The organism is Streptomyces sp. TLI_185, from assembly GCF_003814765.1.
Lineage (GTDB): Bacteria > Actinomycetota > Actinomycetes > Streptomycetales > Streptomycetaceae > Streptomyces.
Genome location: NZ_RKRB01000001.1, coordinates 2,015,172 through 2,036,839, shown reverse-complemented (window position 1 = coordinate 2,036,839; position 21,668 = coordinate 2,015,172). Strand labels below are relative to the sequence as shown.

The window sequence follows — 21,668 nt, the reverse complement described above, 5'->3', positions numbered from 1 at the left end:
TCGGTGCCATGACCTGGCGACATTGATCCACCAGCCGTGCCTCCCGAGGGCCGCCTCGGACGCCGTACCTCCGGCATCCGATCCGTCCCTGCGGGAAGGCCTCATGACACTCTCACCTGCGCGCGTGCCCGTCGCCGCCGGCGTCCGTCGGCTCACGGCCACGCTCTACGGCTACGCGTTCCTCGACGACTTCGTCCTGCTCTACCCGGTGTACGCGCTGCTGTTCAGCGACACCGGGCTGTCGGTCTGGCAGATCTCCTCCCTCTTCGCCCTCTGGTCGATCACGGGCGTCGTGCTGGAGGTGCCTTCCGGTGCCTGGGCCGACGCCGTCTCCCGGCGGCTGCTGCTCTGGCTCGGCCCGCTGCTCACCGCTGTCGGCTTCGCCCTGTGGGTGCTCACCCCGTCGTACTGGGCCTTCGCCCTGGGCTTCGTCCTGTGGGGTGCGCGCGGAGCACTCGGCTCCGGCGCGCTGGAGGCGCTGGTGTACGAGGAGCTGGAACGGCTCGGTGAGGGCGAGCGGTACGCCAGGATCATGGGCCGGGCCCGGGCCGCCGGACATGTCGCGATCATGGCGGCCATGGCGCTCGCCGGACCCGTGTTCGCCTGGGGCGGCTACCCCGCCGTCGGAGCGGCGAGCGTGCTGGCCTGTCTGGCGAGCGCCGCGACGGCGACCCGGTTCCCGGAGGACCGGGCAGTGCCGGAGGCCGGCGCCGAGGACTGGTCCACGACTCTTCGGGAGGGGCTCGCCGCCGTCCGCCGCGACCGGTCGCTGCGCGGAGCGCTCCTGCTCGTCCCGGCGGTGGCGGCCGTGTGGGAGGCGCTCGACGAGTACACGCCGCTGCTGGTGCGGGACACCGGCGTGGCGGAGACGACGGTCCCCTATCTGCTGCTGTTGATCTGGGCGGGAGCGACCGCCGGGGGCCTGCTGGCCGGGCCGTGGGAGCGCATGGGTACGGCAGGACTGGCGGCCGTCCTCGCGGCGGCGGCCCTCTCCATGGCCCTGGGCGCCGCGGCCCGGACCCCTGCCGCCCTGGGCCTGTTGGCGCTCGCCTTCGGTGGCTTCCAGCTGGCGACGGTACTGGCCGACGTCCGTCTCCAGCAGCGCATCGACGACACACGCCGGGCCACCCTGACCTCGGTCGCGGGCCTGGGCAGTGACCTCGCCACGGTCGCCGCGTACGGCGGCTACGCGGCGATCGAGACGAGAGCCGCGCACAGCACCGTGTTCGCGCTGTTCGCGGTGCCGTATCTGGTGACAGCGATGCTGTTGGTGCTCAGGAGGTCATTGCGGTTCCGGCAGAGCATCCCGTAGGTTGTGCGGCGCCGTTACTGATGGGTAGCACTGGCGAGTAACTCCGAGGGGGAGAGCATGCGCCGGCTCATCGGCCGTCCCAGCACGGTCCGCGCCCGGATCGTCGCGCTCGCGCTCGCTCCCGTGCTGGCCCTGCTGGTGCTGTGGAGCTTCGCCATGGTGTCCGTCACCGGGGAGCTGCGCGCGCTCGTGCGGGTGCAGGGGGTCTACGAGGAGTTCGGCACCCCCGTCGACACGGCGATCGGACAGATCCAGATCGAACGGCGGCTCTCCGCCGCGTACTTGGGCACGAACCGCCGTACGCCGCCCGTCGCCGGCCTGCTGGAGCAGCAGCGCCGTACGGACCGGGCCGTGGACGCCATGCGCGACGCGATCCGGTCCGGGGACCGGGGCCGGCTCTCCGGTCGGCAGCGGCAGGCGCTGGACGCCATGGTCACGACCGTCGGCAGGCTGGAGGGGGTGCGGGAGCAGGTGCTGTCCCGGGACATCTCCTGGGACCGGGCGGTGAGCGAGTACAGCGCGCTGGTGGAACCCGGCTTCGACGTCGAGTCGACGCTCACCGCCCTGCAGGCCGGGCAGCTGGCGCGGGAGGCCCAGGTCGTCGTCGAGCTGGTCCGGGTACGGGAGTTCGTCTCGCGGGAGGACGCGCTGGTCGCCGGAGCGCGGGCGGCCGGGACGCTGACCGACCGGCAGTACGACACGCTCACGTCGGCCGTCGAGGACCGGCGGGTCTTCGAGCGGACGTATGTGCCCGACCTGCCGGGTGACTCGCGCGCGCTGTTCGAGGAGTTCCAGCGCGGCCAACTGCACCGGAAGCTGGTGAGCAGTGAGGACGCGCTGCTGCGCGCGGGCGCGGCGGGCGCGGGGGACGCCGTCGCGGCCGACTCCTGGCGCTCCACCACCGACCGGGCGGTCAAGCAGTACATGCGGCTGTGCACCCGGTCCGCCATGAACTCCGCCGGGCGCGGGAGGGAGTTCGCCTACCGGGAGCTGGCCAGGGCCGCGGCGGTGGGAGTGGTCGGGCTGGCCGCCGTAGGACTGTCGCTGTGGTTCGCGGTGCGGGGTGCCCGTCGGATCTCGCGGCGGCTGGAGACGCTGCGGGACACCGCCGATCTGCTGACCACCCGTCAACTGCCCGACGTCATGGCCAGGTTGAGTGCCGGCGAGGACGTGGACGCGGTCACCGAGGCGCCGCCGCTCGCGGACGGGGAGGCGGGTGCGGACGAGATCGGCGACGTGGGGCGGTCCTTCAACGCCGCGCGCCTCGCTGCCGTCGAGGCGGCCGTACAGCAGGCGAACCTGCGTCGTGGGCTGTCCGCGGTGCTGCTCAACATCGCCCGCCGGAACCAGTCGCTGGTGCACCGGCAGCTGAAGCTCGTCGACACGCTGGAGCGGCGCACGGACGACCCGGATGTTCTGGAACAGCTCTTCCGCATCGACCATCTCACCACCCGTATGCGGCGCCACGCCGAGAACCTGATCGTCCTCTCCGGCTCGGCGCCCGGCCGCAGATGGCGGCGACCGGTTCCCGTAGCCGACGTCGTGACCTCCGCGGTCGGCGAGATCGAGGCGTACGCCCGGGTCGAGGTGCCGCCGATGCCCCCGGTGGGCGTCGCGGCGGACGCCGTCGCCGACGTCGTCCACCTGATCGCCGAGCTCGTCGAGAACGCCACGGTGTTCTCCCCGCCGGACACCCGTGTGACCATGCGCACCGCACGGGCCGAGGGCGGCTTCGCCCTGCAGATCGACGACCGGGGGCTCGGGTTCGACGCAGGGCAGTTGGAGGAGGCGGATCGGACGATCAGGAATCCGGGCGGCTTCGACCCCACCCGGCACGACAGGCTCGGGCTGTACGTGGTGGGTCGCCTCGCCGCCCGGCACGGGATCGAGGTGACGTTCGGCCCGTCGCCGTACGGCGGGACGACAGCGGTGGTGACCCTGCCGGAGGGCGTGCTGGCGGAGGAGGGCGGCGGCGCCAAGGGGACGGAGGACGTGTCGGCGCGGGCGTCCCTGCCGTGAGCGACGAGCACTGGTACGAGGACGAGACCGGGGCGATGGTACGGCCGTACACCGTCACCCGGGGGCGGACCCGGCCCTCCGAGCGGCATCACATCGACCTGATGGCGCGGGTCACCGCCGTGGGCGGGGAGGTACGGCCGGGTGTCGATCATGCCGGGACCGCCCTGCTCGCCCTGGTGCGGGGTCGGTCCCGGCCTGTGGTGGAGCTTGCCGCGGACGCGGATCTGCCGCTGACGGTGCTGCGCGTGCTGCTGGGGGATTTGGCCGAGGCCGGGCTTGTGCGGGTCGATGCGCCGCGGCGCGTGGATGCGGGCGGGCCCGCGGGTGATCCTGAGTTGCTGCGGGAGATTATTGAGCGGTTGCGTGAGCTTTAGCGTTGCGGGCGGTCGTCGGTCGTCTGCGGGTGCGTCGTGGCTTGTCGCGCCCACGCGGCGGAGCCGCATGTCGACACAGTCCCGCGCCCTCTCGGCGCGCGCAACGAATCGCCGTCGGACGGGTCCCGTACGCAACGAACCGCTCACCGACGCGCAACGGCTCCTTCTTGCTGGGCCGAGCCCGGCGACCGTACCGTCTAAATGGCCCCCGAACCCCTCCGTACCGCTGAGGAACACGCATGCGTACCGCCCTGCTCCAGAGCTCCGGTCGTCCCGGGTCCGTCGCCGAGAACCTCAAGGTGCTCGACGCGGCTGCCGGGCGTGCCGCAGCCGCGGGCGCCCTGCTGCTGGCCGCGCCGGAGATGTTCCTGACCGGGTACGCGATCGGCGACGACATCGGCCGCCTCGCCGAGCCCGCCGACGGCGAGTCCGCGGACGCGATCGCCGACATCGCCGGACGGCACGGGCTCGCGATCGCGTACGGGTACCCGGAGCGGGACGGCGAGACCGTCTTCAACTCCGCGCAGATGATCTCCGCCGAGGGCATTCGCCTCGCGAACTACCGCAAGACCCACCTCTTCGGCTGCTTCGAGCGCGACCACTTCACCCCGGGCGAACAGCCGGTCGTCCAGGCCGAGCTCGGCGGGCTCACCGTCGGCCTCATGATCTGCTACGACGTCGAGTTCCCGGAGAACGTCCGCGCCCACGCCCTGGCCGGCACCGACCTGCTCGTCGTGCCGACGGCGCAGATGCACCCGTTCCAGTTCGTCGCCGAGTCGATGATCCCGGTGCGCGCCTTCGAGAACCAGATGTACGTCGCGTACGTCAACCGGGTCGGCCAGGAAGGGGAGTTCGACTTCGTCGGCCTCTCCGCACTGGCCGGTCCCGACGGAGTCGCCCGCGCCCGCGCCGGACGCGGCGAGGAGCTGGTGTTCGCCGACGCCGACCCCGCCTTCCTCGCCGCCTCCCGCGAGGCGAACCCGTATCTGGAGGACCGCCGCCCCGGTCTCTACGGGTCCCTCGTCTGAACCCCTCACCCCGTACTCGTACCTTTCTGTGCAAGGAGTCCGTACCCCATGACGTCCACCGTGCCCAACGCCGTCGAGCACGCAGACGAGCAGCAGCTGCCGCCGATCACCATGTTCGGGCCGGACTTCCCGTACGCGTACGACGACTTCCTCGCCCACCCGGCGGGCCTCGGCCAGATACCGGCGACCGGGCACGGCGCCGAGGTCGCGGTCATCGGCGGCGGACTGTCCGGCATCGTGGCCGCCTACGAGCTGATGAAGATGGGCCTCAAGCCGGTCGTGTACGAGGCCGACCGGATCGGCGGCCGCCTGCGGACCGTGGGATTCGAGGGCTGCGACCCCTCCCTCACCGCCGAGATGGGCGCGATGCGCTTCCCGCCCTCCTCGACCGCCCTGCAGCACTACATCGACCTGGTGGGACTCGAGACCCGGCCGTTCCCCAACCCCCTTGCCGAGGCGACCCCTTCGACCGTCGTCGACCTCAAGGGAGAGTCGCACTACGCCGAGACGGTCGACGACCTGCCGCAGGTCTACCGCGATGTCGCCGAGGCGTGGAACAAGTGCCTCGAAGAGGGCGCCGACTTCTCCGACATGAACCGTGCCCTGCGCGAGCGTGACGTACCGCGCATCCGCGAGATCTGGGCGAAGCTCGTCGAGAAGCTCGACAACCAGACCTTCTACGGCTTCCTCTGCGACTCCGAGGCCTTCAAGTCCTTCCGCCACCGCGAGATCTTCGGCCAGGTCGGCTTCGGCACCGGCGGCTGGGACACCGACTTCCCCAACTCCATCCTGGAGATCCTGCGGGTCGTCTACACCGAGGCCGACGACCACCACCGCGGCATCGTCGGCGGCAGCCAGCAGCTCCCGCTGCGGCTCTGGGAGCGCGAGCCCGAGAAGATCGTCCACTGGCCGTACGGCACCTCCCTCAAGGCCCTGCACGTGGACGGCGAGCCCCGCCCGGCCGTGACCCGGCTGCACCGCACGGCGGGCAACCGGATCACCGTGACCGACGCGAACGGCGACATCCGCACCTACCAGGCGGCGATCTTCACCGCCCAGTCCTGGATGCTGCTCTCGAAGATCGCCTGCGACGACTCGCTGTTCCCGATCGACCACTGGACGGCCATCGAGCGGACCCACTACATGGAGTCCAGCAAGCTCTTCGTGCCCGTCGACCGCCCGTTCTGGCTCGACAAGGACGAGGAGACGGGCCGGGACGTCATGTCGATGACGCTCACCGACCGTATGACGCGCGGGACCTACCTCCTCGACGACGGCCCGGACAAGCCCGCCGTCATCTGCCTCTCCTACACCTGGTGCGACGACAGCCTGAAGTGGCTCCCGCTGTCCGCGAACGAGCGGATGGAGGTCATGCTGAAGTCGCTCGGCGAGATCTACCCGAAGGTCGACATCAGGAAGCACGTCATCGGCAGCCCGGTGACGGTGTCCTGGGAGAACGAGCCCTACTTCATGGGCGCGTTCAAGGCCAACCTGCCCGGCCACTACCGCTACCAGCGGCGTCTGTTCACGCACTTCATGCAGGACCGGCTGCCCGAGGACAAGCGGGGCATCTTCCTCGCCGGCGACGACATCTCCTGGACGGCCGGCTGGGCCGAGGGCGCGATCCAGACCGCGCTGAACGCGGTCTGGGGCGTCATGCACCACTTCGGCGGCGAGACCGACGCGACCAACCCCGGGCCGGGCGACGTGTACGACGAGATCGCGCCGGTGGAGCTGCCGGAGGACTAGATCCCGGCCGCCCTTGCCTTCTCGTACACCTCCGCGGCGACGTCCTTGAGCTCCTGGGCGTCGCGCGCGGTGCTCTGGAGATCGATGACGATCTCGTCCAGGCCGAACTCGGTGAACTCCGCGAGGTCCGCCACGATCTGGTCGGCGTCGCCCTGGAAGGGCTGGCGGTCCGTACCCTCGTGCGGCTTCGCCTGCCGGCGGGCGTTCACCCGGAGCGCCGCCCGGATCGGCCCGCTGCGGCCCCGCTCCTCGGCCAGCTCCTGCAGGCGTCGCCACTGGGCACGGACCTGCTCGGCGCTGAAGGCCGCCGGCAGCCAGCCGTCGGCGTGGTCGACGAGCCGCCGGAAGGACCGCTCGTTGCTCGCGGCCAGCATGATCGGGATCGGTCGCGCGGGCTTGGGCCCGACCACCGCGGAGGCGATGCTGGTCAACTTGCCGTTGTACGAGACCGGATCGGGGCCCCACACGGCCCGGCACACCTCGATGATCTCGTCCAGTACGGCGCCGCGCTCCTCGATGGGCCGCACGCCCGAGGCCGCGTACTCGTCGATCGACCAGCCGGTGCCGAAGCCCGCGAGCACCCGGCCGCCGCTCGCCGCGTCCAGCGAGGCGAGGGCCTTGGCGAGCTGGAACGGCAGGTGCAGCGGAGCCACCAGGACACTGGAGCCCAGCTCCGCCCGCTCGGTGGCCGCGGCGGCGAGGGTGAGCGTCACCAACGGGTCCGCCACGTTCCGGTACTCGTCGGGCCAGGGGAGCCCCTCGATGCCGTAGAGCCCCTGGGTGGCGGGCTCCGGGAACAGGGCCCGCTCGAAGACCCACAGACTCTCGTAGCCGATCCGTTCGGCGGTTCGCGCCACGTCGGGGACGTCCGTGCCTATGGAGTACTGCCGCATCTGGGGAAGACCGAGACCGAGCCGAGTCGCCATACCTGTGCTCCTTTGCAAAGGGTCCACTCCTGTCGAACGTACAACGTTCATCTACGAGTTGAGGTCCGGAGCGCGGGTGTGGCCGGATCAGTCCGGCAGGGGCGTGAGCAGCATGCGTCCGGCGAAGCCCACCGCTGCGTCGAGGCGCTCGGTGAACTCGGCGGCGACCTCGGGCAGTCCGCGCAGGGCCCACAGCGCCCGCGCCGCGGTCCAGGTGGCGTCCCGGGCGCGCTCCAGACTCCAGGCGCCGAGCAGATGGGTGAGCGGGTCGGCGATCTGGAGCAGGTCGGGGCCCGGCATCAGATCTTCGCGGATGCGCTCCTCCAGCGAGACGAGGAGGTCACCCACGCGATCGAACTCGTCCTCCAGTTCGGCCGGTTCGCAGTCCAACGTACGGCAACTGTCCACGACGGCGAGCGCCAGGTCGTGGCCGATGTGCGCATTGATGCCCGCCAGCGCGAACTGCAGCGGTCGTACTCCGGGATGGCGGCGGAGCTGGAACAGGGGCCGCCAGCAGGCGGGCGGACGCCGCTCGTAGGTGACCGCGTCGACGGCGGCGAGATAGCGCTGCGCGAACCGTACGTCCAGCGTGGTCGCCGCCCGCGCGTCCGCGAACCGATGGGCGTCGATGCTCCGGTCGACGGCCTCGGTGACGGCGAGGTAGACGCGGTTGAAGACCGCGACACCGTCCCGTTCGGGCAGGGCCGCGTCGAGGGCGCGCATCCGGGAGACGACTGCGTCTACAGAAGTGGTGAACTGTTCCAATTGCGCCATGGGGGAAGGGTCCCAGTCCTAGGCTGACGGGAGTGTCGGCGGGCCCGGCGCTTCCCCAGAACGGGGGAACGGAGTGGGGGGAGCAGCACTGTGTCAGGCTTACGCGCGCAGCGGCTGGCCGCACGCAGGGCCGAGCGCAGACGGGCGGGCCGACGCAGCGCCATGGTCGCGGCGGCCTCCGTCGTGGTCGCCGTCGGCACCGCGACCGGCATGATGTCGGCCCTCGACGACGGACGCGGCACGGAGCAGGCGAAGCCCGAGGTGACCAGTTCGCCCCGGGTCGAGCAACTGCCGGTGGTGCCCTCCGCGTCGGCCACGGTCACCAAGTCCGCGTCCCCGAAGCCGAGTTCGTCCATGAAGGCCGGCCCGTCGCCCACCAGGACGGAGCAGAAGAGGGAGCCCGTCGAGGTGGCCGCCCGCCTCTACCGGCAATCCGACTCCCACGTGCTCGACTGGGTCCGAGCGAACCCGCGCGACCCGCGCACGCCGGTCATAGAGTCCCGGATAGCCGACCAGCCGGCCGCCGTGTGGTTCGCCGACTACACGCCGGCGACCATCGCCTCCCGCGTCCGCACGGTCACCTCGGACGCCGCGGCGCAGGGCCGGGTGCCCGTCGTCGTGCCGTACGCGATCCCCGGCCGCGACTGCGGGGGCGCCTCCAAGGGCGGGGCACCCGACCTCGCCGCGTACGACGCATGGATCGACAGGTTCGCGGCGGGGCTCGGCTCCGGCGAGGTCGTCGTCGTCCTGGAGCCCGACTCCATAGCCCAGTCCGACTGCCTCTCCGACCGTGCCCGCGCCGACCGGTTCGCCTCGCTGGCCCGCGCGGGCCGCGTCCTGAAGGCCGCGGACCCGAAGGCGCGGGTCTACTACGACGCCGGGCACTCCGGCTGGCACCCGGCCGCGCAGCAGGCCGCACTGCTGAAGAAGGCGGGTGCCGCGTCGGCCGCTTCCTCCGACGGGATCTTCAGCAACGTCTCCAACTTCCATACGACGCCCGACGAGATCGCCTACGACCGACAGGTCCTCGCCGCCCTCGGCGGCGCCGCGGGCCTGGGCGCCGTCATCGACACCAGCCGCAACGGCAACGGCGCCCCGGCCGACGGCCAGTGGTGCGACCCCGCGGGCCGCAGGATCGGCCGGGCGCCCACGCTCAGCACCGGCGAGGCGCGCATCGACGCCTATCTGTGGGTGAAGCTGCCGGGGGAGTCGGACGGCTGCAAGGGGGCTCCGGGCACGTTCAGTCCGTCGTACGCCTATGACTTGGCCTCGTCGTAGGAGGACGTGCCCTCGTCCAGGAGCGGCTGCTGGGTCTTGAGATGCGTCCAGCGTACGCCGAGACCCATGCCGGGTTTCGCTTTCTCTGTACATGAAGACTGTCCGGACCATTGTCACGGCCACCTGGCGCCTCTACGCTCACACGGTCCTACTCATGAACGGTGTTCACATTCCTGACCCCTCGTTCGATGGATCGGAGTGCTCGATGAGTGGAAGATCCCGTGCCGCCGTCCTGCTGGCCGCGGTGGTGACCCTCGCAGCCGCCCTCGTCCCCTCCGCGCAGGCGGCACCCAGGGCTCCCGACACCGCCGTCCTCGACGGCGCCCGGCTGCAGCGGACGAAACTCCGCCTGGCTCAAGGCGATCCACAACTGCGCCGCGCCCTGGGGGAGTTGACGACCCGCGCCGACAACTGGCTGACCCAGGGCCCCTGGACGGTCGTCGACAAGCCGAAACCGGCACCCGGCGGCGACCTCCACGACTACCTGAGCCAGGCACCCTACTGGTGGCCCACCCAGGCCCCGACGGCCGGCAATCCGTGGGGCTGCCCGTATGTTCAACGGGACGGACAGCGCAACCCAGAGGTCGACTCCGGCACCGACCGCCAGGACGTCGAGAAGGTCTTCGACTCGACCTACGACCTGTCCCTGGCCTGGTACTACACCGGCAAGCGGGCCTACGCCGAAAAGGCGTCCCAGGTCCTGCGCACCTGGTTCCTCGACCCGGCCACCCGCATGAACCCCAACCTCGACCACGCCCAGTTCATCCCCTGCAGATACGACGGCCGGGCCATCGGCATCATCGACTTCTCGCAGTCGTACACCAGCGTCGTCGACGCCCTGGCCATCCTCGGCACGGGCGCCCCCGGCTGGACCAAGGCCGACCGGACGGGGATGTCCCGGTGGAATTCCGATTTCCTCGGCTGGCTGAAGAACAGCGCCTTCGGCAAGGAGGAGGGCGCGGCGGCCAACAACCACGGCACCTTCTACGACCTGCAGCTCGCCGCCCTCGCCTACGCGACCGGCGACCGGGCACTGGCCCGCCGAACCGTCCTCGACGCGCGCACCGGACGCATCGACCCGCAGATCGCGGCCGACGGCAGCCAGCCGCAGGAGCTCGCCCGGACGCGGAGCTGGCACTACTCGACCTTCGACCTGGTCGCGTACACCCGGCTCGCGGCGATCGGCCGGCACGTCGGCGTGAACCTGTGGGCCTATCAAGGGCCGTACGGGCAGGGGCTGTTCAAGGCCGTCGACTACCTCCTGCCCGCCGCGACCGGCTCCGCCGCATGGCCGCACCCCGAGCTGGAGTTCCACCGCTACGCGGCGAGCGACGTCGTACGCGCGGCGGCGGACGCGGGTGACAAGGCCGCTCGGCAGGCCGGCCCGAAGCTGGAGGCACCGCCCGGCGGGGACCTGTGGGCGCTGCGCCCGGCGGCCGAGCAGCTGGACTCGATAGCGGGCTGACCAGGGCCTTTCCGGCGCCCCTCCCGACCGGGGCTCCTGAGCGTCCGCTTAGGATGGAGCGTCCCCACCGCTTCGTCCCCTTGCTCAGGAGCCCCACCCGTGACCGCCGAAGCCGCGATCGCCCCCGCCCTGGCCTATGGCCGGCTGATCCCCGTCACCGTCCACTTCGACGACCTGGACGCCCTCGGCCTGCTCCACAACGCCCGCTACCCGCTGATGGTCGAGCGGGCCTGGGCCGAGCTGTTCCAGGGGTACGGCTTCAGCTTCGAGGGTGACTGGGCCGCGGCGGGGGATGCCTGCAACGCGGTCAAGGAACTCCGGATCAGCTACGAGGCCCCGGTCACCCGGCCGGGCGCCTACGCGGTCCACCTCTGGCTGGAACGGCTCGGCAACACCGGACTGACCTACGGCTTCCGGTTCTGCTCACCGGACGGCTCTGCGACCTACGCGCACGACATCCGGGTGCTGGTCCGGCTGGACTCGGAGACGATGCGCCCCGCGCCGTGGAGCGAGCGGTTCAGGGCCGCGGGTCGGGAACTGCTGCGCTCGGACGGCTGACCTCCGGGCGGCTGCGGCCGCCGGTGCGCAGAACGCCCGCGAAGGCCGCAAGACCGCACGCCAGGGCCGTCACCAGCACGAACGACACCACCAGGCTCGTCGCCTGCGCCACCCCGCCGATCAGGCTGGGTGCGATCAGCCCCGAGGTGTACGTGATGGTCGCGACGCCGGCGATGGCCTGGCTCGGGTTCGGGCCGCTGTGACCGGCCGCCGCGAAGCACAGCGGTACGACGACCGCGATCCCGAGGCCGAGCAGCGCGAACCCGCCCATCGCCACCGCCGGATGGCTCGCGACGACGATGAGCAGCCCGCCCAGGACCGCCAGTCCGCCGCCCGCCCGCACGGTGCGGACCGCGCCGAAGCGGTTGACCACCACGTCGCCCACGAGCCGGGCCACCGCCATGGTGAGCATGAAACCGGTCGTGCACGCGGCGGCCAGGCCCGCCGAGGTGTCGAGCTGGTCGCGCAGATAGACCGCCGACCAGTCGAGGCTGGCGCCCTCCGCGAACACCGCGCAGAAGCCGACGGTGCCGATCAGCAGCGCGGACTTCGGCGGCAGCGCGAACCTCGGCGGCGGCTCCTCGCCCTCGGTGGCCTGCACGTCGAGGACCCAGCGGCAGGCCAGCACGCCGAGCAGGGTGAGGGTGGCCGCGGCCAGCGCGAAGTGCAGGCGTGCGTCCGAACCGAGGTGCGCGGCGAGCGTGCCGGCCGCCGAGCCGATCAGCGCGCCCGCGCTCCACATGCCGTGCAGGCTCGACATGATCGACCTGTCGAGCAGCCGCTCCACCTCGACACCGAGCGCGTTCATCGCGACGTCGGCCATGCCCGCGCTCGCCCCGTACGTGAACATCGCCAGGCACAGCGTGAGCATGTTCGGCGCGAGCGACGGCAGGACGAGGGAGAGCGTCCACAACGCGATCAGGCCGCGCAGCGCCGTACGGCTGCCGAAACGGTGACTGATCCGCCCGGCCAGCGGCATGGAGCAGGACGCGCCGAACGCGGTGAAGGCGAGGGCGAAGCCGAGCTGTCCGGCACTCAGCGAGGCATGCTCCTGGACCCACGGCACGCGGGTCGCGAACGAACCGGTGACGGCGCCGTGCACGGCGAACACGGCGGCCACGGCGTACCGGGCCAGCCTCACCTCGCGCAGGTCGTAGACCACGTCGCCCATTCTCGGCCCCTCCCCTTCCCCAACACGGCTCCCATCGGCGTCGCGTAAACTATCAGGAACCCTGCCTGATAGATAGAGGATTGTCGGCCGCCCGGACGCACGCCCGCCTCGGCCGGTCCCGCCGATCTGGAAGGATCCCGGCATGCCCGCATCCCCCAGCACCGCCCGGGCCATCAACGACCGGCTCGCCCTGCGTCTGCTGCAGCAGGAGGGCCCGTTGACGGCAGGCCAGTTGAAGCAGCTGACCGGACTGTCGCGGCCGACGGTCGCCGACCTGGTGGAGCGCCTCACCGCGTCCGGCCTGCTCACCGTGGTCGGGGAGGCGGGGGAGCAGCGGCGCGGACCGAACGCGAAGCTGTACGGGATCGTCGCGGACCGCGCGCATCTCGCTGCCCTGGACGTTCGTACCGAGGGCGTGTCCGTGGTCGTCTCCGACCTGGTCGGCCGGGTGCTCGCCGAGGCGTCCCTGCCGATCGGCGGCGACACGGGCACGGGTCCGGCGGTGGAGCAGGCGGTCGCGCTCGTCGAACGCGTGGCGAAGGAGGCCGGCGCCGACCGCCTCCACACCGTCGGGATCGGCGCCCCCGGCCTGATCGACCCGTCCACCGGCGAACTCCGCGACTCCTCGGGCCTGCCCGAGTGGCACCGCCGCCTCGTCGCCGCGCTCCAGGAGCGCCTTCCCGAGGCCCGCGTCAGCGTCGAGAACGAGACCAACCTCGCGGCACTCGCCGAACAGCGCGACGGCGCCGCCCAGGACCGCGACACCTTCGTCCTGCTGTGGCTCGACCACGGCACCGGCGCGGCCGTGGTCCTGGACGGCACGCTGCGCCGCGGGGCCTCCGGCGGCACCGGGGAGATCGGCTTCCTGCCCGTACCGGGGACGACCGCCCTGCCCTCGGCGACGGACTGCGACGGGGGATTCCACTCTCTGGCGGGTGCGGCGGCGATCGCGGAACTGGCACGGGAGCACGGGTTGACGGTGGAGGGGCCGGCGCATGAGCCCGTTGCCGCCGGGGTGGTGCGGGCGGCTGTGGGGCTGGTTTCGGGTGTTGGTGGGGTGGCCGGGGCGGCGGTTTCGGGGTCCGGTGGGGTGGCCGGGGCGGCGGTTTCGGGGGCCAGCGGTATGGCCCAGGCGGCGGTATCGGGGGATGTCGGGAGGGCGGAGGCGCCGCCCGGGCAGTCGAGCCGGAACCCCTCCGCCGCCCGTTTCCTCGACGCCCTCGCCGATCGCCTTGCCGTCGGTGTCGCCTCCGTGGTGGCGATCCTCGACCCCGGCTGCCTCGTCCTCGGCGGCGAGGTCGGCCAGGCCGGCGGCGACGAACTCGCCGCCCGTGTGGCCGAACGGGTCCGCCGTATGTCTCCGCTGCTCACCGAGGTCCGCGCGAGCGCCCTCGGTGGCAGTGCCGTACTCCGCGGAGCCCTGCTCACCGCGCGGGACCGCGCTCAGGACGAACTGTTCGCGCCGCCCGGGCGGTGGTCCGCGCGGTGATCCGTGTCCCCGAGCGGTAGGCGACGGGCTCCGGCGCCGTGAAGGCCGAGGCGTCCGCAGCCGGACCCAGCAGCACCGCCGGAACCACAACCCCCGCCCCCAGCAAACGCCATCAACCCCGCACCGCTCGCCGCTGACAACGGCTCCAGGTGCCCGGCGTGGAACACCCGATGGGGCACCCCCGCGGTGGGGTAGGCCACCAGCGCAGTGACCACCAGACGCCGCTCCATCGTCACGACCGCCGCACACAGCACCACCGCGAACGCGAGGTTCGACCCGCCGAGGTCCCTCAGCAGATGCTCGTTGCGCAGCGGGAGCAGCGACACCCAGCGCCACTTCCAAAAGGCGCCCGGCAGCAGCAGGATCACAGGCCGAGCAGCACCTGCACACCGGCGAGCAGCCCGAGGCCCCTGCGGAGCCGGTCGCGCCGGCTCATCCGCGCGGCCCGGCGAGGTACTGCTCGAACGTCCCCTTGCCGACGGCGTGTTCCGGCGCGAGGTGCCCACCGCTGCGGAACTCCCGGTACGCCCTGCCCCACAGCGGCACGTTCACCACCGCCCGCCGACGCCCGGTCGCCTTCAGATACGCGCGCGCCAGCGACTCGAACGTCCGGATCTGCGGCCCGCCCATGTCCTCGACCCGCCCCGCGGGAGCACCGGCGGCCAGTTCGGCCAGCCGCGCAGCGACCTCCGCCACCTCGACCGGCTGGTCGCTCACACGCGCCGGCAGCAGCATGACCGGCAGCTTGGCCAGCGCCTTGAACACCATCACGAGCAGATCGTGGAACTGGGTCGCGCGCAGCACGGTCCAGCCCAGCCCCGACTCCTCGATGAGCTTCTCGACGGCGAACTTGGTCCGGTAGTACGGATACGGCACTCGGTCGACGCCGACGATCGAGATGTAGACCAGGTGCCCCACCCCGGCCCGCCGCGCCGCCGCGACCAGGTTCTCGGCCGCCTTCTCGTCACCGCCGGTCTGAGTCGTCGCACAGTGCACGATCGTGTCCACGCCAGCGACCGCCGCTTCCAGCCCGGCACCGCCCTTGCGCAGATCAACGGCGTAGGGCTGGGTGTGACGGCTGAGTACCCGCACCTCGTGCCCGTCCGACCGCAGCCGCTCGGTGACGAGTCGGCCGAGGGTTCCGGTGCCGCCGGTCACCAGGATCGTGGTCATGCTGTTCAGCCCCTTCGGACGCCGGGCGTTCCCGGGTGGAGCGCCCTACGCCAGCTGAGACTGAGCAGGTGCGTGGAATGTGACATGCCACTACGACCGGTCGGGTGGCATGTGACATACCACCGCTACGACCGGTCGGGTGGAATGTGACATGCCACTACGCCGCCCGCGCGAGCTGCCGCCGAACGAAGCCCAGCTTGTCCGGGTTCAGCACCACCCGCACATGCGAGATCAGACCGTCCCGCACCTCGAACGCGACCATGCCGACCAGCGCGTCGCCCGCCCACGCGGCCAGCCCCGTCTCGCCGTTGACCTCGGCCGCCGTGAAGTCCAGCCCGGCCGCGAACCGCTCGGCGCCCCCCACCGAGAGCCGCGCCACCTTGTCCAGCCCCACGACCGGCCGCCGGGCCGCACTGACCTTGCCGCCGCCGTCGCTCGACCAGACCACATCCGCGGTCAGCAGCTTCTCCAGCCCGGCCAGATCACCGTCCCGGGCCGCCGTGAGGAACGATCTGACGAGCTCCTCCTGCCGCTCGGGCACCGGCTCGAAACGGGACCGGTCCTCGCCCACCCGCTGCACCGCCCGCCGGTACAGCTGACGGCAGTTGGCCTCGCTCAGGTCCAGTACGCCGGCGATCTCGCGGTGCCCGTACCCGAACGCCTCCCGCAGCACGTACACCGCGCGCTCGGTCGGGCTGAGCCGCTCCAGCAGGATCAGCATCGCCATCGACACGGCATCGCGCTGCTCGGCCGACTCCAGCGGGCCGAGCGTGCCGTCCGAGGTGACCACGGGCTCCGGCAGCCAGGTTCCGACGTAGTGCTCGCGCCGGGCGCGGGCCGAGGTCAGACGGGTGAGGCAGAGGTTGGTGACCACCTTGGCCAGCCAGGCCGCCGGGTACTCGATGCCCGTGCGCTCGGTCCCGCTGAAACGCAGATAGGCGTCCTGGACCGCGTCCTCCGCCTCGTCGGCCGAGCCCAGCAAGCGGTAGGCGAGACCGAACAGCCGCGGGCGGTGCGTCTCGAACTCGTCGGCGATCGCGCTGCTCATGCGCACCACCCTGCCAGAGCCCGTGGACGGGGGAGTTGTGAGGCCCGGCGGTGGGCAAGGGCCGTCGTCACCACCGCCGGGCCGGTCTGCGAAGATCCCGAAAGGACTAGACCAAAGGGTCCAACAGGTGGCCCGGGTTGAGAAGTCCATCGACAGCCCCTGTGAGCCAACCCACACCACTCGCCCGTATGGACCTCGATCAGGCGTGGCACACTGGCTCTGTACCAGAAGCAGCGCACTCCGGGGTCGGTGAAAGTCCGAACCGGCGGTTACAGTCCGCGACCCGACCGCTTCCAGCGGCCGGTTGACCAGGTGAAATTCCTGGACCGACGGTTAAAGTCCGGATGGGAGGCAGTGCGCGGCGGGCGGGCATCGACGTATGCGCGCCGCCGTATCTGGGCTCGTCCTCGGGGCGGGCCCCGTCCGGCGTCGCCCCCGGTGTCCTCGCTCGTTCATTCTGTCGTCATCGACAGGCCCCGGAGTCCGTGCCCGAAGAGGCAGGAGGACCCGGGAAGTGTTCACCGGAATCGTCGAAGAGCTGGGCGAGATCACGGCCGTCGAAAACCTCGGCGACGCCTCCCGCTTCCGGCTGCGCGGCCCCGTCGTCACCGATGGCGCGAAGCACGGCGACTCCATCGCCGTGAACGGGGTCTGTCTCACCGTCGTCGACCACGAGGGTGACGAGTTCACCGCCGACGTCATGGCGGAGACCCTCGACCGATCCAGCCTCGGCGCCCTCGCCGTCGGCTCCCGCGTCAACCTGGAGCGCCCCATGGCCGTGGGCGCCCGCCTCGGCGGCCACATCGTCCAGGGTCATGTCGACGGCACGGGCGAGGTGTTGGAGCGCAAGCCCTCCGACCACTGGGAGATCATCAAGATCTCCCTGCCCGCGGACCTGGCCCGCTATGTCGTGGAGAAGGGCTCCATCACGGTCGACGGCATCAGCCTCACCGTGGTCGACGCAGGCCCGGACTACTTCACGGTCAGCCTCATCCCCACCACCCTCGCCCTGACCACGCTCGGCATCAAGCAGCCGGGCGACCCGGTCAACCTCGAGGTCGACGTCGTCGCCAAGTACGTCGAGCGCCTGCTCGGGGCCGGTCAGGGGGCGGACCGGTGAACTGGCTGAACTCGGAGGCCTTCACCCTCCTCGACCAGCGCATCATCTGGTCGGACATGATCGGCAACATACTCGGCCTGATCACCCTCGCCCTCGGCTGGCGCCGCTCCCTGCTGACCTGGCCGGTCCAGTTCCTCTCCGGTCTCGTCCTGTTCATCGCCTTCTACGGCCACCTCGCCGGCAGCGCCGGCAAGCAGGTCGTCGTCATGGTCGTGGCGCTCTACGGCTGGTGGCAGTGGAACCGCAACAAGGGGCAGGCGGAGGACGGTCACATAGCCCCGCGGTTCGCCACCTGGCGCGAGCGCGGCGCGATGATCGCCACCGCGGCCGTCGGCACGGTCGCCGTCGCCCTGCTCTTCAAGGCCTATCCGTCCCTGTCCTGGGACCCCTGGCCGGACGCCTACATCTTCGTCGGCACCATCGTCGCCATGTACGCCCAGGCCCGCGGCATGACCGAGTTCTGGATCGCCTGGCTCCTGGTCGACCTGGTCGGCGTCCCCCTCAACTTCGCCAACGGCTACGCCTTCTCCGGCTTCGTCTACGTCATCTACGGCGCACTCGTCCTGTGGGGCATGCGCGACTGGTGGCTGCGCTCCCGTCAGGCGTCGCAGCCCGTCCTGGAAGGAGCGCCGGCATGACCACGGCACCGATCCTGTACAGCACCGACGGCATCGAGGACTGGTCGCTCGACCCCATCGAGCAGGCCATCGCCGACATCGCGGCGGGCCGCCCGATCGTGGTCGTCGACGACGAGGACCGCGAGAACGAGGGCGACCTCGTCGTCGCGGCCGAGAAGGTCACCCCCGAGATCGTGGCCTTCATGATGAGCGAGTGCCGCGGCCTGATCTGCGCGCCCATGGAGGGCGAGGAGCTGGACCGGCTCAAGCTCCCGCAGATGGTCGAGGACAACACCGAGCAGATGAAGACCGCGTTCACGGTCTCCGTGGACGCCTCGGCCGCGCACGGCGTGACCACCGGCATCTCCGCCTCCGACCGCGCCACCACCCTCCGGCTGCTGGCGAGCGGAGAGACCCACGCCGACGACTTCGTCCGCCCCGGCCACATCTTCCCGCTGCGCGCCAGGTCCGGCGGTGTGCTCGTGCGCAACGGCCACACCGAGGCCGCAGTCGACCTCGCCCGCCTCGCAGGGCTGCGCCCGGCCGGCGCGATCGTCGAGATCGCCGGCGAGGACGGCCGTATGCTGCGCCTGCCCGAGCTGATCCCCTTCGCCCGCAAGCACGGCCTGACGATCATCTCCATCGAGGACCTGATCGCCTACCGCCGTACCGCCGAGCCCACCGTCCGCCGCGAGGCCGAGACCCAACTGCCCACCGCCCACGGCGAGTTCACGGCCTACGGCTACCGCTCCACCGTCGACGGCGTCGAGCACGTCGCCCTCGTCCACGGCGAGATCGGTGACGGCGAGGACGTCCTGGTCCGCGTCCACTCCGAATGCCTGACCGGCGACATCTTCTCCTCCCTGCGCTGCGACTGCGGCCCCCAGCTGGACGCTTCCCTGGAGCGCATCCAGTCCGAGGGCAGGGGAGTGGTCGTCTATCTGCGTGGCCACGAGGGCCGCGGCATCGGCCTGCTGTCCAAGCTGCGCGCCTACGAACTCCAGGAGCGCGGCCGAGACACCCTCGACGCCAATCTGGAGCTCGGCCTGCCCGCCGACGCCCGGGACTACGGCGCAGGGGCCCAGATCCTGGAGGACCTCGGCGTCCGCAGCGTGCGCCTGATGACCAACAACCCCGACAAGACCGACGCGCTCGTCCGCCACGGACTCAAGGTCACCGGCCGCGAGCCGATGCCCGTACAGGCGGGCGAGCACAACCTCCGCTACCTGCGCACCAAGCGGGACCGGATGGGGCACGACCTGCCCTGGCTGGACACGGCCCCCGTGTCCACCTGCAGCACCCAGTAGCACCCGGAAGACCAGAGCACACCGAGGAGACACGAGAACGTGAGCGGCAAGGGCGCACCGGAACTGTCCGTACGCAACGTCGGAGACCTGCGGGTCGCCGTCATCGCGGCGCAGTGGCACGAAAAGGTGATGGACGGCCTGGTGGACGGCGCCCTGCGCGCCCTGCACGACCTGGGCATCGACGAGCCGACCCTGCTCAGGGTCCCCGGCAGCTGGGAACTCCCGGTGGTCGCCAAGGTCCTCGCGGGCCGCGGCTACGACGCGATCGTCGCCCTCGGCGTCGTCATCCGCGGCGGCACCCCGCACTTCGAGTACGTGTGCCAGGGCGTGACCCAGGGCCTCACCCAGGTCTCCGTGGAGACCGGCGTCCCCGTCGGCTTCGGCGTCCTCACCTGCGACACCGAGGAGCAGGCCCTGGACCGGGCCGGCATCGAGGGCTCCAACGAGGACAAGGGGCACGAGGCGGTGACCGCGGCGGTGGCGACCGCGGCGACGCTCCGCTCAGTATCTGAACCGTGGCACTGACGTATACGGGGTTTGGCATAGGCTGAGCGTCACCATGTCCAATAAGACGTTCGAGGAGCTCTTCACCGAGCTCCAGCACAAGGCCGCCCACGGCGATCCCGCCACTTCCCGCACCGCAGAACTGGTCGGAAAGGGCGTCCATGCCATCGGCAAGAAGGTCGTCGAAGAGGCCGCCGAGGTCTGGATGGCCGCCGAGTACGAAGGCAAGGAAGCGGCCGCCGAGGAGATCTCGCAGCTGCTGTACCACGTCCAGGTGATGATGGTCGCCCGCGGCATCTCCCTGGACGACGTCTACGCCCATCTCTGAGCCGTCACAGCCGCAAGAAACCCCGCACACATCTCCGTACGCACGAACAAAGGAAGCCGACCTCATGCTGCGCATCGCCGTCCCCAACAAGGGTTCCCTGTCAGGCCCTGCGGCGGAGATGCTGCATGAGGCCGGCTACCAGCAGCGCCGGGAGTCCAAGGAGCTGCGGATCGTCGACCCGGGCAACGAGGTCGAGTTCTTCTACCTCCGCCCGCGCGACATCGCGATCTACGTCTCCTCGGGCCGCCTCGACATCGGCATCACCGGCCGCGACCTGCTGATCGACTCCGGTGCCAACGCCGAGGAGATCCTCCCGCTCGGCTTCGCCCGCTCCACCTTCCGCTACGCCACCAAGCCGGGCACGGCGAACGGCGTCGAGGACCTGGACGGCATGACGGTCGCCACCTCCTACGAGGGCATCGTCGCCAAGCACCTCGCCGACAAGGGCGTCGACGCCTCCGTCGTCCACCTCGACGGCGCCGTCGAGACCGCCATCGAGCTGGGCGTCGCCGAGGTCATCGCGGATGTTGTCGAGACCGGCACCAGCCTGCGCAACGCGGGCCTGGAGGTCATCGGCGAGCCGATCATGAAGTCCGAGGCCGTCGTCATCCGCCGCACCGGCGAGAACGGCGAGGAGCCCAAGGTCCAGCAGTTCCTGCGCCGTCTGCAGGGCGTCCTGGTGGCCCGGACGTACGTGATGATGGACTACGACTGCCGCGCCGAGCACCTGGAGGAGGCGGTCGCCATCACCCCCGGCCTGGAGGGTCCGACCGTCTCGCCGCTGCACAACGAGGGCTGGGTCGCCGTCCGCGCCATGGTGCCCGCCAAGGACGCCCAGCGGATCATGGACGACCTGTACGCGATCGGTGCGCGGGCCATCCTGACCACGGCCATCCACGCCTGCCGTCTCTGAGGGGCGCAGAAAGATGTCCGACCTGCCTGCTCTGCCCGTCACGTTCCGGCCGGGCCGCACCCGGGCCGTCCTGCTCGCCTCCGGTGCGGTGATCTTCGTGGTGATCACGACCGTCGCGCTGCTCCTGGAGCAGCTGAGCCCCGGCGAGAAGCTCAGCTTCGTCTTCACCGGAGCGATCCTCTTCGGTGTGCTGGCGCTGCTCGCCCGGGTGAAGGTCGTCGCCGACGAGACGGGCGTCACGGTCGTCAACATCGCCAGCAGGCGGCACCTGGAGTGGGCCGAGATCCTCCATGTGAACCTGCGGCCCGGCGACCCCTGGGTCTTCCTCAACCTCAGCGACGGCACCAGCCTGCCGGCGCTCGGCATTCAGCCGGGCATCGCCAAGGAGCGCGCCATCGCCGATGCGCGCACCCTGAGGGCACTCGCCGAGGCCCGCTCGACAAGGGATCTGCCGTAACGGCCCATGTCTTGATTAATCTGTTGGCGGAGGCGTTTTCGTTGCGCCTCCGCCGCTG

The 21,668-nt window shown here is 71.2% G+C and carries 22 protein-coding genes and 1 riboswitch; of the genes, 16 read left to right on the top strand and 6 right to left on the bottom strand.

Annotated features, from left to right (window positions below):
* The first annotated feature begins 103 nt into the window (after positions 1-103).
* The 5 genes from EDD92_RS09200 to EDD92_RS09180 all read left to right on the top strand — a co-directional run bounded on the left by EDD92_RS09200 (position 104) and on the right by EDD92_RS09180 (position 6,482).
* Positions 104-1,312: an MFS transporter gene (locus tag EDD92_RS09200; RefSeq protein WP_123963850.1), complete on the top strand. Its 1,209-nt coding sequence runs from the start codon at positions 104-106 to the stop codon at positions 1,310-1,312.
* 57 nt (positions 1,313-1,369) lie between these two features.
* Positions 1,370-3,331: an ATP-binding protein gene (locus EDD92_RS09195; protein ID WP_123963849.1), complete on the top strand. Its 1,962-nt coding sequence runs from the start codon at positions 1,370-1,372 to the stop codon at positions 3,329-3,331.
* Complete coding sequence (locus EDD92_RS09190) at positions 3,328-3,705, top strand: DUF742 domain-containing protein (RefSeq protein WP_260326431.1); 378 nt, start codon at positions 3,328-3,330, stop codon at positions 3,703-3,705. Before EDD92_RS09195 ends, EDD92_RS09190 begins: the two co-directional genes overlap by 4 nt.
* Before the next feature lie 239 nt (positions 3,706-3,944).
* Positions 3,945-4,733, top strand: a complete 789-nt coding sequence (locus tag EDD92_RS09185; RefSeq protein WP_123963848.1) for a carbon-nitrogen hydrolase family protein — start codon at positions 3,945-3,947, stop codon at positions 4,731-4,733.
* A 48-nt stretch (positions 4,734-4,781) separates the two neighbouring features.
* Complete coding sequence (locus tag EDD92_RS09180; protein ID WP_123963847.1) at positions 4,782-6,482, top strand: NAD(P)/FAD-dependent oxidoreductase; 1,701 nt, start codon at positions 4,782-4,784, stop codon at positions 6,480-6,482.
* Here the strand turns inward: EDD92_RS09180 and EDD92_RS09175 are convergent.
* Together EDD92_RS09175 and EDD92_RS09170 are read right to left on the bottom strand one after the other, a co-directional pair.
* Positions 6,479-7,408: an LLM class F420-dependent oxidoreductase gene (locus EDD92_RS09175; protein WP_123963846.1), complete on the bottom strand. Its 930-nt coding sequence runs from the start codon at positions 7,406-7,408 to the stop codon at positions 6,479-6,481. The genes EDD92_RS09180 and EDD92_RS09175 overlap by 4 nt on opposite strands.
* Before the next feature lie 87 nt (positions 7,409-7,495).
* Positions 7,496-8,182, bottom strand: coding sequence for a DUF5995 family protein (locus EDD92_RS09170; RefSeq protein WP_123963845.1), 687 nt, complete (start codon positions 8,180-8,182; stop codon positions 7,496-7,498).
* Between the two features lie 162 nt (positions 8,183-8,344).
* On the opposite strand from EDD92_RS09170, the gene EDD92_RS09165 reads away from it, so the two are divergent.
* The 3 genes from EDD92_RS09165 to EDD92_RS09155 all read left to right on the top strand — a co-directional run bounded on the left by EDD92_RS09165 (position 8,345) and on the right by EDD92_RS09155 (position 11,483).
* Complete coding sequence (locus EDD92_RS09165; protein ID WP_123970328.1) at positions 8,345-9,460, top strand: glycoside hydrolase family 6 protein; 1,116 nt, start codon at positions 8,345-8,347, stop codon at positions 9,458-9,460.
* A gap of 205 nt (positions 9,461-9,665) precedes the next feature.
* Complete coding sequence (locus tag EDD92_RS09160; RefSeq protein WP_123963844.1) at positions 9,666-10,925, top strand: alginate lyase family protein; 1,260 nt, start codon at positions 9,666-9,668, stop codon at positions 10,923-10,925.
* A 99-nt stretch (positions 10,926-11,024) separates the two neighbouring features.
* A complete protein-coding gene (locus EDD92_RS09155; protein ID WP_123963843.1) occupies positions 11,025-11,483 on the top strand; it encodes a thioesterase family protein in 459 nt (152 codons plus the stop codon).
* On the opposite strand, the gene EDD92_RS09150 is transcribed toward EDD92_RS09155, so the two are convergent.
* Entirely contained in the window at positions 11,443-12,654 is a 1,212-nt protein-coding gene (locus EDD92_RS09150) for an MFS transporter (RefSeq protein ID WP_123963842.1), read from the bottom strand. The two genes, EDD92_RS09155 and EDD92_RS09150, sit on opposite strands and share 41 nt — an antisense overlap.
* Before the next feature lie 142 nt (positions 12,655-12,796).
* Here EDD92_RS09150 and EDD92_RS09145 point away from each other — a divergent pair, with 142 nt between their 5' ends.
* Positions 12,797-14,143: an ROK family transcriptional regulator gene (locus EDD92_RS09145; protein ID WP_123963841.1), complete on the top strand. Its 1,347-nt coding sequence runs from the start codon at positions 12,797-12,799 to the stop codon at positions 14,141-14,143.
* Here the strand turns inward: EDD92_RS09145 and EDD92_RS09140 are convergent.
* From EDD92_RS09140 to EDD92_RS09130, 3 genes are all read right to left on the bottom strand, one after another.
* The gene (locus EDD92_RS09140; protein ID WP_185123972.1) at positions 14,098-14,511 is read right to left on the bottom strand and encodes a hypothetical protein; all 414 of its coding nucleotides are present in this window, start codon (positions 14,509-14,511) and stop codon (positions 14,098-14,100) included. The two genes, EDD92_RS09145 and EDD92_RS09140, sit on opposite strands and share 46 nt — an antisense overlap.
* Before the next feature lie 64 nt (positions 14,512-14,575).
* Positions 14,576-15,316, bottom strand: coding sequence for an SDR family oxidoreductase (locus tag EDD92_RS09135; protein ID WP_123963840.1), 741 nt, complete (start codon positions 15,314-15,316; stop codon positions 14,576-14,578).
* 157 nt (positions 15,317-15,473) lie between these two features.
* On the bottom strand, positions 15,474-16,364 hold the full coding sequence (locus EDD92_RS09130) for an RNA polymerase sigma-70 factor (RefSeq protein ID WP_123963839.1): 891 nt from the start codon (positions 16,362-16,364) through the stop codon (positions 15,474-15,476).
* A gap of 231 nt (positions 16,365-16,595) precedes the next feature.
* Positions 16,596-16,726: riboswitch (FMN riboswitch) on the top strand.
* Positions 16,727-16,878: 152 nt separating this feature from the next.
* Between EDD92_RS09130 and EDD92_RS09125 the strand changes: the two genes are divergently transcribed.
* From EDD92_RS09125 to EDD92_RS09095, 7 genes are all read left to right on the top strand, one after another.
* Positions 16,879-17,484: a riboflavin synthase gene (locus EDD92_RS09125; RefSeq protein ID WP_123963838.1), complete on the top strand. Its 606-nt coding sequence runs from the start codon at positions 16,879-16,881 to the stop codon at positions 17,482-17,484.
* Complete coding sequence (pnuC, locus tag EDD92_RS09120) at positions 17,481-18,122, top strand: nicotinamide riboside transporter PnuC (protein WP_123963837.1); 642 nt, start codon at positions 17,481-17,483, stop codon at positions 18,120-18,122. Before EDD92_RS09125 ends, pnuC begins: the two co-directional genes overlap by 4 nt.
* Positions 18,119-19,408 (top strand): bifunctional 3,4-dihydroxy-2-butanone-4-phosphate synthase/GTP cyclohydrolase II, encoded by a 1,290-nt coding sequence (locus EDD92_RS09115; RefSeq protein WP_123963836.1) that lies wholly within the window; start codon positions 18,119-18,121, stop codon positions 19,406-19,408. Before pnuC ends, EDD92_RS09115 begins: the two co-directional genes overlap by 4 nt.
* Before the next feature lie 39 nt (positions 19,409-19,447).
* On the top strand, positions 19,448-19,933 hold the full coding sequence (gene ribH, locus EDD92_RS09110) for a 6,7-dimethyl-8-ribityllumazine synthase (RefSeq protein WP_030946752.1): 486 nt from the start codon (positions 19,448-19,450) through the stop codon (positions 19,931-19,933).
* Between the two features lie 34 nt (positions 19,934-19,967).
* Positions 19,968-20,240, top strand: coding sequence for a phosphoribosyl-ATP diphosphatase (locus EDD92_RS09105; RefSeq protein WP_030946750.1), 273 nt, complete (start codon positions 19,968-19,970; stop codon positions 20,238-20,240).
* A 64-nt stretch (positions 20,241-20,304) separates the two neighbouring features.
* Entirely contained in the window at positions 20,305-21,153 is an 849-nt protein-coding gene (gene hisG, locus EDD92_RS09100; RefSeq protein WP_123963835.1) for an ATP phosphoribosyltransferase, read from the top strand.
* Between the two features lie 13 nt (positions 21,154-21,166).
* Positions 21,167-21,610: a PH domain-containing protein gene (locus tag EDD92_RS09095; protein ID WP_123963834.1), complete on the top strand. Its 444-nt coding sequence runs from the start codon at positions 21,167-21,169 to the stop codon at positions 21,608-21,610.
* Positions 21,611-21,668: the final 58 nt, after the last annotated feature.